This window comes from Methyloglobulus morosus KoM1 (assembly GCF_000496735.2).
GTDB classification, from domain to species: Bacteria; Pseudomonadota; Gammaproteobacteria; order Methylococcales; family Methylomonadaceae; genus Methyloglobulus; species Methyloglobulus morosus.
In genome coordinates this window covers 1-12657 of record NZ_AYLO01000076.1, presented here as the reverse complement: position 1 = coordinate 12657, position 12657 = coordinate 1, and the positions used below count along the sequence as shown (strand labels likewise).

The window sequence follows — 12657 nt, the reverse complement described above, 5'->3', positions numbered from 1 at the left end:
AGAAGTCTGGGTTATTAGCCTAGCTATTTCTATTGGACCTGTTTACATTCAACTCAACAACATCCGAGCTAAAGCAAAACTATCCATCAAACCAAGCGAGCGCGTTAATAACCAAACCTATGAAATAGGGTCATGATGAATGAAATAATCTTCCTAACAGCCCGCTATCGTCATCCAGATGGTCAATCTGGTGTTTAGCGGCTTGACCGAATTCGGAATCCGGTTCTTTATCGATGATTTGATTAAGCACCGCTTCGCTTTTTTTATCCAGCAGTTGGATGGCGCGAAGGCGTACAGAAGGATAATCGGCCCTTAATGCGGCTAATTCCCTCAAGTAAACGGAACTGCTGTTGACCAGTTTTAACAACACTTTTTCCGGATCATCGGTGAATAAATCGCGTACTAATTCATCGTAGCGCATTTGCGCCCTTGTTAATTCGCGCGGGTCTAATTTATCGGGTTCAGTGGGGTCGTGGCAGCAGCTACTCATGGCGATTTGCTCTTGTTATAATTAATAATGTGAGGCTTTATGCAGCAATCAACCATAAACCGGAAACCGCTTACACAGCGCAGTCACTTTCTCCCTGACCGCCGCAATCACTTTTTCGTCTTCCATGTTTTCCATCACGTCGCACATCCAGTGGGCGACGTCGATGACTTCGGCTTCCTTGAAGCCGCGTGTTGTTGGTGCAGGCGTGCCGACGCGGATGCCGCTGGTGACGAACGGCGATTGCGGGTCGTTAGGGACGGCGTTTTTATTGACGGTGATGTGCGCCTTGCCTAAAGCGGCGTCGGCGGCCTTTCCGGTGATGCCTTTGGGGATCAACGAAACCAGCATCAGGTGGTTGTCGGTGCCGCCGGAAACCACGTCAAATCCGCGGTCGACAAACACTTTCGCCATCGCCTTGGCGTTAAGGATGACTTGTTCCTGATAAACTTTGAATTCCGGCTGCATGGCTTCTTTAAAAGAAACCGCTTTAGCGGCGATAACGTGCATTAACGGCCCACCCTGAATGCCGGGGAAGATATTGGAATCGAATTTCTTTTCCAGTTCCGGGTTGCTCTTGCACAAAATCAAGCCACCGCGCGGGCCGCGCAGGGATTTGTGCGTTGTCGTGGTGACGACATCGGCGATAGGCACCGGATTGGGATAGACGCCCGCCGCAACTAAGCCGGCGACATGCGCCATGTCGACAAATAGGTAAGCGCCGACCTTATCGGCAATTTCGCGGAACCGTTCCCAGTCCCAAATCCTGGAGTAAGCGGAAAACCCAGCGACCAAGACTTTAGGCTTATGTTCCAGTGCCAAGGCTTCAACCTGGTCGTAGTCGATATAGCCGGTGTTCGGATCAAGCCCGTACTGCACCGCATTGTAAATCTTGCCGGAGAAATTCGGTTTGGCGCCGTGGGTTAAATGGCCACCGTGCGCCAAGCTTAAGCCCAAAATGGTATCGCCCGGCTGGATCAACGCCATGAAAACCGCCATGTTCGCCTGCGAACCGGAATGCGGCTGGACGTTGGCGTAATCCGCGCCGAACAAGGCTTTAGCGCGGTCGATCGCCAGTTGTTCGGCCTTATCGACATACTCGCAACCGCCGTAATAACGCTTGCCGGGATAACCTTCGGCGTATTTGTTGGTTAAACAGGTGCCTTGCGCTTCCTGAACCCTAGGGCTGGAATAGTTTTCCGACGCAATCAGTTCGATGTGGTCTTCCTGGCGTTGCTTTTCTTCTTGGATTGCCTGGAACAGTTCATCATCGAATCCGGCGATGGTCATGGATTTGTTAAACATTTGTTTCTCCTAATAAAAAATCGATATTTCTAAATTCATCTTTAAAGAACCATTTGATTCTTCTCATGGTCCGACAGGCTCAGGGCGAACGGAATCATACGTAGCCGTTCATCACGGCTGTATTAGCAACACCTGTAAATCGGCCACATTCGTACCCGTCGCGCCAGTCATGAGTAAATCGTGCGATGCCTTCAAAGCCCTGTAGGAATCGTTATTCGCCAATAATTCGGCTGGGTTGATTCCTGCGGCTTGCATGCGTTGTATTGTACCCGAATCCACCATTCCTCCGGCAGCATCTGTTGGGCCATCGCGGCCATCCGTACCGCCGCTTAGGAATACCCAGTTCCCAGGCAATTTGGCCTGTTCGGCACGAATGGCAAATGCGAACGCCATTTCTTGGTTACGTCCACCACGGCCATTGCCTTTGAGGGTAACGGTGGTTTCGCCCCCTGCTAATAGTGCAATCGGTCGGTTTCCTGCCGTGTTGATGTGGGTAAGGGCAAATTGCACGAGCTTTTCGGCCTCATCCCGTGCTTCCCCGCACAGGTTGGCGTTGTAAAGAAACGCGTCAAAACCTTGCTCTTGTGCAGTTTTCATTATGGCTTTCACGCTAATGGTATTGCTGCCGATTAAGGTATGGCTCGTTTGGGCAAAACAGGCATCGTCGGGTTTTGCGGTTTCCCTGGCTTCGCCTTGCTGCCCGCATTCCAGATAATGGCGGACACTTTCCGGTACCTTATGCCAGATGTTTTTAAATTTTAATAGGCCAATCGCATCATCAAACGTCGTCTCATCGGGGACGGTTGGCCCACTGGCGATAGCCGACAAATCATCGCCGATGACATCGGATAAAATCAGGGCATGGCAGTCGGCGGGTGCAACCATCCTTGCCAACCCACCGCCTTTTAGTTGTGACAGGTGTTTGCGGATGCAATTGACCTGGTTAATGGTTGCCCCGGAAGCCAGTAATAAATCGGTCGTGCGGATTTTTTCCTGCAAACTCACCGGATCAACCGGATAAGGAATCAAGGCAGAGCCGCCGCCGCTGACCAAGACCAAAACCAAAACCAACTCACCTGCTTTGGCATCTTGGGCTATTTTGGCGCATAGCTTGGCTGCATTAAAACCCGCTTCATCCGGCAAAGGATGCCCAGCGCCAATGACGTTAACGCCACGAACAGGTTTTACATTGTCATAATTGGTGACAGCAATCGCCTGCCCCGATAAATAATGGGCAGGTATTATGTCGATAGCTGCCCTAATCATCGGACAAGCCGCCTTGCCAAAGGCAATCAGGTGAATTTTTGTCCAACTTCCTGTTCGTTTATCGCCCGTATCATCGCGTAAAATTTGAAGCTTATCGTTTTCAGCGAGCAAGCAACCCTTTACAGCCTGATAAGGGTCGGCAGCAGCAACGCCCGCCTGAAAAATGTTGGAGGCGGACTTTCTCAGGTCAGGGATAGATAAATTAGGTGGAAGCATTCACCAAACTAGGTCTTTGCCATTTCCTTGGCTAAAGCGAAGATATTTTCGGCATCCAAAACCTGTTTGTTGTCTTCAAACAACTTGGCGATACAGGCGCGGTGTAAAGCCAGCTTGAATGCCCCAAAACCGATTGCCCCCCAGATGATCTTGCCGTGCCGTTCCAAGCCCTTATCCATCATATCTGTGCCGCCTATCCCTAGCGGCGGCGTGGCGTTCGCGTCGGCAATTAATTCAATATTGGGGTTGCCTCGCCATTGCTCTTCGGAAAGCAGCTCAATCCCTGCTGCTCCCGTTGCAAGCACGATATTGGCATCGGCAATCGCATTCGCACGAGCATCAGCATCAATGGCTTCAACGGGTTTCACACATACATTAAACCGTTTATGTATGGCATCAGCAATACTTTTAGCATCCACTAGGCTTCGGGTAGTGATAAAGACATCGGCCCCTTCTTTTGCCAACATCACTGCCGCTCGCTGACCAACCGGACCAGTCCCCGCTAAAATGACCGCCTTTTTTCCAGCCAAGCTTCGGTTAGCAGCCATTTTGGCAACGACTGCTGCTGCTGTGGTATTGCAACCATTACTGTCAAACATGAGGGAAACTCGAAATCCCGCAAAAAACCGTTGCTGTACTGCTTCAAACAAGGCTTGAGTTTTCCATAGACTGCTACCGCCCACAAAAATTGCGGTATTCTTCTTGTCTTTGGGGGCACGAGTAAAGATTGCGCCCTCAACCAGGGGCCTTACATTTTCGGGCGTTAATCCACCATGACCTATCACATGTTCAGCCCCGCCATCGTAAGCGACGACCGTATCGAACACGGAAGGGTAGTGGTCCGTGTCAAATTGGAACAGCAATTTTTTCATTAACGTGCCTTGTCATGAATGGGTGGTGTCTAAAAATCCCACGGTTAATCTGGCATTTCGAAAGCGCAATAAAGAAACCTGGCACTTTCAACAACCAACCTTGGCTTATATTATATCTAATAGCAGGTGGCGTACGAAGCCTAAAATCGAGTAACGAGCCAAGTGTAAAACGGATTATCACGCATTTGAAATGCATTTGGCTGTTAGAAACCAATCGATTATTACCCAAGTTTGTAGGTATTATTACGTATAGACTTCCTAATATAATAGTTTAAGTTTGATTAGATGCCCGATTGGGCGGTAAAGAGCCGAAGCGGCAGCGGCATTTCTGCTGTATCACGAGAAAAAGGAGAAAATGTTGTGAAAAAAACACTGATTAATTTAGCGTTTACCAGTACTTTAGCATTTGTTGCCAGCAGTGCTTTAGCCGATCAAAATAATTCAGCAGCGTCTAGCTGCAAGAACTTGCCTAGTCATTCGGCACTAAAAGGGGCCTTAATTGCAGCACGAAATGCATCTAATGGCGGTTTCGACCTAGACATGTGGGGAACCATTGTCGATAGGGACGGCATCGTTTGTGCAGTAGCATTTACAGGAAATGGACGGGGAGACCAATGGCCTGGAAGCCGTGTTATTTCAGCACAAAAAGCCAATACGGCCAATGCGTTCAGCCTTCTCCATTTAGCCCTTTCTACGGCTAACCTTTACACGGCGGTTCAACCGGGCGGCAGCTTATTTGGCCTGCAAGAAAGCAACCCCGTCGATACCGAGGCAGCATATAAAGGCCCATCGTCAAACTATGGGCAACATAATGACCCTTTAGTCGGCAAAAAGATTGGCGGGGTTAATGTATTTGGCGGTGGACTTGCTCTTTATGATAGCGCCGGAAATATAGTGGGCGGCATCGGTGTTAGCGGTGATTCTTCTTGTGCAGACCATAATATCGCTTGGCGAACACGCAGCGGACTTGGTTTAGACTTTGTTCCCGCTGGCGTTGCAGCCTTATTTAGCGGCGATACTGCCCATCCCGACAACATCGTATACGATATCACTTCTCAAGCCGGACAAATGCCTGGGATCAGCCAACAAGGATGGGGGCATCCGGCCTGCAACGCAGATGTAGCGGGCATTGCCAGCACGTTGCCAGCAACACAAAAGTAAGTTTTTAGCAACCAAGCCGCTGATTCAATTCAGCGGCTTTTTGCTTTGCCACCGTTTAATTTAAAACCCCACCGAGAGAACACTCCTTGAAACTCATTTTGCAAATCGCTCTAGGTGTGTTCCTGGGTACAATGACAGCACAGCTTACAATCGATAGGTGGCATGCACACCAAGAAAAAACAAGGACTTTGGAAACCGAAAAGTTACGCCTCAAGCAGGACAACATCCGTAAGGAACAAGGCGAGCGTATCCGCAACCTTCTTCTGCAAGGTCGTCAAGGCAGTCAACAAAACGCAATAAAGCCACCGCCCGATTTTATACCTGACGACGCACAAAAACCGTAGCCACAATAACCCAAAACAAATCATTCAAAGCCCATTGGATCTGGCTTTTTAAGGGCTTTCCTGGTCGAGCTTGAAGATCGAATGCAATGTCCTAACAGCAAGCTCCAGATACTTTTCCTCCACAACCACCGAGATTTTGATTTCCGACGTTGAAATCATCTTGATGTTAATACCTTCATCAGCCAAGGCTTTAAACATGGTGTTAGCGATACCCGCATGGGAACGCATACCAACACCGACAACAGACACCTTAACAATACCGTCGTCGCCGGTCACTTTTTTGGCATCCAGTTCGGCGCAGGTCTTTTCCAATGCCGCTTTGGCGCGTTGGTAATCATTGCGGTGGACGGTGAAGGTGAAATCGGTAGTCGCATCGTCGGCAATATTCTGGATAATCATATCCACTTCGATATTCGCATCGGCAATCGGGCTTAGGATTTTTGACGCAATCCCAGGTCGGTCAGGCACGCCATTGATAGTTAACTTTGCCTCATCCCTGTTAAACGCAATTCCTGAAATTAACGCACTTTCCACTTCTGATTCCTCGTAAGTAATAAGCGTCCCCGCGCCTTCGGTAAAGGAAGACAGCACACGCAAAGGGACATTGTATTTTCCGGCAAACTCCACCGACCGTATCTGTAACACTTTTGAACCCTGGCTCGCCATTTCCAGCATTTCTTCAAAGGTGATTTTATCCAGTTTGCGGGCTTTGGGTTCGACGCGTGGGTCGGTGGTGTACACGCCATCCACATCGGTATAGATATGGCATTCGTCGGCTTTTAATGCCGCCGCCAATGCAACGGCGGTCGTATCTGAGCCGCCCCGTCCCAACGTGGTGATATTGCCGTCTTCATCGATACCTTGGAAACCTGCAACCACGACAACTTTGCCATTATTGAGGTCACTGCGCATACGCTGGTCTTCGATATGCAGTATTCGCGCCTTGGTATGACTGCTATCGGTCAGGATTTTTACCTGTCCGCCCGTGTAAGAACACGCCGCACAGTCGATAGCATGTAAGGCCATGCTCAACAAGGCCACAGTGACTTGTTCGCCAGTGGAAACCAAGACATCCAGTTCCCGTTCGGTCGGTTGCGGCTGCATTTCTTTTGCCAGGCCAATCAAGCGATTGGTTTCGCCGCTCATGGCGGAGACGACGACGACCAGTTGATGACCTGCATCGTAGGCGGCTTTGACTTTTTCCGCCACCGACTTAATGCGTTCAACTGAACCGACCGACGTGCCGCCAAATTTATAAACGTAAAGTGCCATCCTTCAAAATCCTTTATTGTGCCAATTGCGCTTGAATCCATGCAGGAACTTGCGCCAACGCTTCTGCCAAACCGGACGGGTCGTTGCCTCCTGCCATCGCCATATCGGGCCTGCCCCCGCCTTTGCCACCGACTTTGGTGGCAACAACGTTGACTAGGTCGCCCGCTTTGATCTTCGCAATCTGGTCTTTGGAAACACCCGCAACTAAGCTGACCTTATCGCCTTCGACAGTCGCCAACACGATAGCGGAACTGCCCAGTTTGTTTTTCAATTGGTCGACCAAATCGCGGAGGGATTTAGGATCAACTTGGTCTAATTTGACCGCCAGCACCTTGATGCCAGCGACATCGACGGCTTTACCGCTTAATTCATCGCCTGCGGAACTGGCGAGTTGCGCTTGCAATTTCTCGAGTTGTTTCTCCAGGTTTCGGGTCTTGTCCAGCAGTTGCTCCAGCTTTTCGGGCGCTTTTTCCGGTGCACTTTTCAGCAATCCGGCAATAATGGCAAAGGCTTTTTCCCGACTGGCTAACCATTCCAGCGCGCCCTCACCAGTTACGGCTTCGATACGCCGTACGCCTGCCGCAATGCCCGTTTCGCTGATGATCTTGAAACAGCCGATGTCGCCCGCCCGTTCAACGTGCGTGCCACCGCAGAGCTCAGTTGAAAATGCACCGATTTTTAATACCCTGACTTCATCGCCGTATTTTTCGCCGAACAAGGCCATAGCCCCTGTCTTAACCGCATCTTCTTTCGGCATGACAGTCGCGGAAACAGGATTGTTCAAGCGGATTTGTTCGTTGACCAGCGTTTCAATATGGGCGATTTGCTCCGGCGTGACCGGCTCAAAATGCGAGAAGTCGAAACGTAAGCGTTCGGCATTGACCAGTGAGCCTTTTTGCGCCACATGATCGCCCAAGGTATGCCTAAGCGCCGCATGCAACAGATGGGTTGCCGAATGGTTAAGTTCCGTGGCTTTTCGGTTGGCTTGGTCGACTTTGGCGGCGCAGGCTTGATCTTTGCTCAGGCTGCCGCTTACCAGTTTGCCTTTATGCACAAAACTGCCGCCTTGCTTTTGGGTGTCCGTCACTTCAAATATGGCATTGCTGGCGAGTATTTGCCCGGTATCGCCAACCTGTCCGCCGGATTCGGCATAAAACGGTGTCTTGTCCAATACCAGCAAACCTTCTTGTCCATTGACCAGCTTATCGACCTCCTGGCCTTCGTGGTATAAGGCAACAATATTGGCGTGATCGTCCAGGTGTTCGTAGCCGGTGAACTCTGTCAGCCCTTCCAGTATTATGCCTTTACTGTAATCCACGCCAAAGCTGCTGGCGGAACGCGCCCGTTCTCGTTGCGCCGACATCGCGATTTCAAATCCGGCATGGTCAACGGCCAGATTGTTTTCGCGCGCAAAGTCAGCGGTCAAATCGACGGGAAAGCCATAGGTATCGTAAAGTTGGAACACGGTGTCGCCAGGAATCACTGTGCCTTCCATTTTGGCGACACAGGCTTCCAATATTTTCATGCCCTGACCCAAGGTTTCTGCGAAGCGTTCTTCCTCTTTCTTCAACACGCGTTCGACTTGTGCCTGAGCGGATTTTAATTCAGGATAAGCTGAACCCATTTCCTCGGCCAACGGTGCAACCAGCTTATAAAAGAACACATCCTGGATGCCTAAACGATAGCCATGCCGGATAGCCCGACGAATGATGCGCCGCAATACATAACCACGCCCTTCATTCGATGGCATGACGCCATCGGCAACCAGGAACGCGCAGGAACGGATATGGTCGGCAATAACCCTTAAGGAGCTTTGGTCGAGGTTATCGGTATGAGCCAGTTTGGCGGCGGCTTTCAACAAGGCTTGGAACAGGTCGATCTCGTAATTGCTGTGTACGCCTTGCATGACGGCGGCAATGCGTTCCAATCCCATGCCCGTATCCACGGATGGCTTCGGTAACGGCGTTAACGTGCCATCGACAGAGCGATCGTACTGCATGAAAACCAGGTTCCAGATTTCGATATAGCGGTCGCCATCCTCATTCGGCGTTCCAGGCGGCCCACCAGGAATATTTTCGCCGTGGTCGTAGAAAATTTCCGAGCAGGGCCCGCACGGGCCGGTATCGCCCATAGCCCAAAAGTTATCCTTGGCACCGATTTTCGAAAGTCGCGCGGGATCAACTCCCATATCGTCCAGCCAGATCAGCTCGGCTTCGGCATCTTCTTCAAAGACCGTCACCCACAGTTTTTCGACGGGGATGCCGAGTTCCTTAGTCAAAAAATCCCAGGCGAAATGGATCGCCTCTTTCTTGAAATAATCGCCGAAACTGAAATTGCCTAGCATCTCAAAAAAGGTGTGGTGTCGTGCCGTATAACCGACATTTTCCAGGTCGTTATGCTTGCCGCCTGCGCGCACACAGCGTTGGCTGGTTGCCGCACGTACGTAATCGCGCTGCTCACGGCCCAGGAATAGTTCCTTAAATTGCACCATACCGGCGTTGGTGAACAACAAGGTCGGATCGTTGCCCGGGACCAGGGAACTCGAAGGCTGGACAGAATGTCCGTGCTGGCGGAAAAATTCCAAGAAGGCTGAACGCAGGGCCGCGCTCGTCATGTTTTTCATATCGTTAACTAAAGCATTAAGGGTTTAGTGTGTGGTTAAATAAGTCGGTTATCATGGCGCTGGAGAATCCACGTTGCAATAAGAAACGGAAACGCTTGGCGCGTTCGTCGCTATCTATTGCACCTGCCCTGGGATATTTTTTGGAATACACTTGTGCCAACAGCGCAGCCCAATCATCAGGTGTCGAATACACGATTTTTTCGACAACATCGGCAGCTATTCCTTGTTGGCGAAGCTCAAAGGCTATTCGGACAGGGCCAAAGCCCTTATGGCTACGCATTCTGGCATAGCTTTCTGCATAGCGTGTATCGTCCTGCCAGCTTTGACGAGTCAATTCGTCGATAACTTGCGAAACTTGGCTCAGGTTATAACCCTTAACCGCCAGTTTATCCTGCATTTCTTTCCGGCTATGATCCCTGCGGGTCAGCAAACGCAAACATTCTTTCTTGATTTGCTTTATTTCTTGCAGATGTTCAGTTTGAACTTGTTGGCTTGAATTAGATATCTTCATCACCCACTGTCGGCTCAATAAAAGTCACCGGCTTGCTGAATGCTTCCGCCCTAATTTTGTCTTCAATTTCTTTAGCCACTTTAGGGTGTTCCCGCAAATATTCTTTCGCGTTGTCTTTACCCTGACCGATTTTCTCATTGCCGTAGCTGTACCAGGAACCCGCTTTTTGGATAAAGCCGTATTGCACACCTAAATCGACTAATTCACCAAAAAAGGAAATGCCTTCGCCGTACAAGATCTCGAATTCGGCTTGGCGGAAGGGCGGTGCAACCTTGTTTTTAACAACTTTAACGCGGGTTTCATTACCGATGACTTCCTCGCCTTTTTTCACTGAACCAATACGACGTATATCCAAACGTACAGACGCATAAAATTTTAAGGCATTACCGCCGGTCGTCGTTTCAGGGTTGCCGAACATAACCCCAATTTTCATACGGATTTGGTTGATGAAAATGACCAATGTGTTGGAGCGTTTAATATTGCCAGTGAGTTTCCTCAGCGCCTGGGACATCAGCCGCGCTTGTAAGCCCATGTGGGAATCGCCCATATCGCCTTCAATTTCGGCTTTTGGGGTCAATGCGGCGACCGAATCGACTACCACCACATCGACCGCACCGGAACGGACCAGCATATCGGTAATTTCCAATGCTTGCTCGCCTGTGTCCGGTTGTGAAACCAATAAGTCATCGACATTAACGCCGATTTTCTCGGCATAACCCGGGTCGAGTGCGTGTTCGGCATCAACGAAAGCCGCCGTGCCGCCCAACTTTTGTATTTCCGCAATCACTTGCAACGTCAGGGTCGTCTTCCCAGAAGATTCCGGCCCGTAGATTTCAACCACCCGACCCCGTGGAAGCCCCCCGCAACCCAAAGCAATATCCAAACCAAGAGAACCCGTGGAAACGACATCAATATCCCGGGATGCCGCCACGTCGCCCATCCGCATGACAGACCCCTTGCCAAACTGCTTTTCGATCTGCATCAGCGCAGCGCCTAATGCTTTCTTTTTATTGTCGTCCATCAGCAATGTCCTTAAAGTTGCATAAGCATAGAAACATCGGTTAGTAATTGATTATTATCACATAGAGATATAGCTTCGGGTAGTGCTGATTTGACTTCTTAAGCAATATTCAAAAAATCCCCGGAAAAGTTGCCGATAAGCAAAATTAAAGCTAAAAAACTTAATCGCATCTATCTTCAAAGGAAATATCAAAAATAATGACGGCTTTTTGATAAATACTTTGAGTTAGTTCCCAATTAATAAGGCTAATGTTTCTGGAATAGAGATAACTAAACTAGACTTCTTGATTAAACAAGGCTTCCCTAAAAGCCAATTCTTAAACTGTAAGGATGAAAATCATGAATTTGACAACCTGGAAACTCAAATATCAGTTGACAACGCTGATTGCCGTGATGGTGGTAGGCTTTGTCGCTTCTGCACTGATCAGCAAATTAATGACAGACAAAGCTATAGTCAATGGCCCGATTTACCATGAAATTGTGCAAGGTAAAGATCTGGTGGCCGACATCCTGCCGCCGCCGGAATATCTGTTAGAATCCTGGCAAGTTGCATTGGAAATGTTGCTGACCCCCGCTGCCGAATTGCCGCCACTAATAGAAACCAGCAAACGTCTCGAAGAGGATTTCAGGAGCCGCCACGAATTCTGGGAAAAATCACTTACTGATAAAACCATACGCACCACCATGTTGGACAAGGCCTATAATCCGGGCTTGGAATTCCTGAAAATCCGTAACCAAACGTTCATCCCTGCCATCCAAGCTGGCGACAAAGCCACCGCTGAACAAGCCCTGGTTGCGATGAAAGCCTCATATCAACAGCATCGAAAAGCCATCGACGAAGTGGTGGTGCTGGCCAATAAAGAATCTTTAAGGCTTGAACACGACACCACGACTACCATTTTCGACAGCACCCTCGTGTCTGCACTCACAATGTTGGCTTTTCTGCTTATTATCGCTTGGATAAGCTGGCTGATTATGAACGGTATTATCGATAATCTTGGTGGCGAACCCGAACAGATCCACGATATTGCCGACCGGATCAGTGTCGGTGACGTTAACGTGACAACGCCGGTCAAGGCTGGCGACACGCACAGCGTCATGTACGCTATGGCCAAAATGAAACGCTCGTTAACCGAACTGATCGACGACACCCATATCCTGGCCGCAACAGTGATGGCAGGCGACCTGGAAAGCCGGGTCGACACCGCCAAACATCCCGGGGCTTTCGGCCAACTGTTGCATAGCGTCGACGAAACCCTGGCCGAAGCGGTAGCACCGCTGAATATGGTCGCGGACTACATCGACAAGATTTCCAAAGGCGACATCCCGCCCAAGATTACCGGCTTCGGTGAAGAACGCAACACCATCAACAACATCAGGCGCAACCTGAATACCACTATCGACACCTTGAACGGCTTCATCACGGACATGCAACACATGTCGACCGAGCATGACCGTGGCGAGATCGACGCCATGATCGACGCCGACAAGTTCCAAGGCGCCTACAAGACCATGGCGGAAGGCGTGAACGGCATGGTCGCCGGCCATCTTGCGCTCAACAAGAAAGCGATGGCCTGCGT

The 12657-nt window shown here is 50.0% G+C and carries 10 protein-coding genes and 1 pseudogene; 3 read left to right on the top strand and 8 right to left on the bottom strand.

All coding sequences use genetic code 11. The annotated features are described in order from the left end of the window. Positions 1 to 130: 130 nt before the first annotated feature. The 4 genes from MGMO_RS10255 to MGMO_RS10240 all read right to left on the bottom strand — a co-directional run bounded on the left by MGMO_RS10255 (position 131) and on the right by MGMO_RS10240 (position 4146). On the bottom strand, positions 131 to 490 hold the full coding sequence (locus tag MGMO_RS10255) for a hypothetical protein (RefSeq protein WP_023494983.1): 360 nt from the start codon (positions 488 to 490) through the stop codon (positions 131 to 133). Between the two features lie 48 nt (positions 491 to 538). Beyond that, positions 539 to 1792 carry a serine hydroxymethyltransferase gene (gene glyA, locus MGMO_RS10250; RefSeq protein ID WP_023494982.1) on the bottom strand — a complete coding sequence of 418 codons (1254 nt, stop codon included), beginning with the start codon at positions 1790 to 1792 and terminating at the stop codon, positions 539 to 541. Between the two features lie 111 nt (positions 1793 to 1903). Next, entirely contained in the window at positions 1904 to 3274 is a 1371-nt protein-coding gene (locus tag MGMO_RS10245; RefSeq protein ID WP_023494981.1) for a glycerate kinase type-2 family protein, read from the bottom strand. A gap of 8 nt (positions 3275 to 3282) precedes the next feature. Then, a complete protein-coding gene (locus MGMO_RS10240) occupies positions 3283 to 4146 on the bottom strand; it encodes an NADP-dependent methylenetetrahydromethanopterin/methylenetetrahydrofolate dehydrogenase (RefSeq protein ID WP_023494980.1) in 864 nt (287 codons plus the stop codon). Between the two features lie 360 nt (positions 4147 to 4506). Here MGMO_RS10240 and MGMO_RS10235 point away from each other — a divergent pair, with 360 nt between their 5' ends. Together MGMO_RS10235 and MGMO_RS10230 are read left to right on the top strand one after the other, a co-directional pair. Beyond that, positions 4507 to 5307 carry a GlcG/HbpS family heme-binding protein gene (locus MGMO_RS10235; RefSeq protein ID WP_036307474.1) on the top strand — a complete coding sequence of 267 codons (801 nt, stop codon included), beginning with the start codon at positions 4507 to 4509 and terminating at the stop codon, positions 5305 to 5307. Between the two features lie 131 nt (positions 5308 to 5438). Further along, the gene (locus MGMO_RS10230; protein WP_051384022.1) at positions 5439 to 5651 is read left to right on the top strand and encodes a hypothetical protein; all 213 of its coding nucleotides are present in this window, start codon (positions 5439 to 5441) and stop codon (positions 5649 to 5651) included. Between the two features lie 48 nt (positions 5652 to 5699). Here MGMO_RS10230 and MGMO_RS10225 read toward each other — a convergent pair whose 3' ends face one another. The 4 genes from MGMO_RS10225 to recA are packed head-to-tail and all read right to left on the bottom strand — an operon-like array spanning position 5700 to position 11078. Continuing rightward, the gene (locus MGMO_RS10225; protein WP_023494977.1) at positions 5700 to 6923 is read right to left on the bottom strand and encodes an aspartate kinase; all 1224 of its coding nucleotides are present in this window, start codon (positions 6921 to 6923) and stop codon (positions 5700 to 5702) included. 13 nt (positions 6924 to 6936) lie between these two features. Beyond that, the gene (alaS, locus tag MGMO_RS10220; protein ID WP_023494976.1) at positions 6937 to 9546 is read right to left on the bottom strand and encodes an alanine--tRNA ligase; all 2610 of its coding nucleotides are present in this window, start codon (positions 9544 to 9546) and stop codon (positions 6937 to 6939) included. A 16-nt stretch (positions 9547 to 9562) separates the two neighbouring features. Next, a complete protein-coding gene (locus MGMO_RS10215) occupies positions 9563 to 10057 on the bottom strand; it encodes a regulatory protein RecX (RefSeq protein WP_023494975.1) in 495 nt (164 codons plus the stop codon). Then, complete coding sequence (gene recA / locus MGMO_RS10210) at positions 10044 to 11078, bottom strand: recombinase RecA (RefSeq protein ID WP_023494974.1); 1035 nt, start codon at positions 11076 to 11078, stop codon at positions 10044 to 10046. Before recA ends, MGMO_RS10215 begins: the two co-directional genes overlap by 14 nt. A gap of 338 nt (positions 11079 to 11416) precedes the next feature. Here recA and MGMO_RS10205 point away from each other — a divergent pair. Then, positions 11417 to 12657, top strand: a pseudogene (locus tag MGMO_RS10205) (hypothetical protein); the annotation flags it as partial.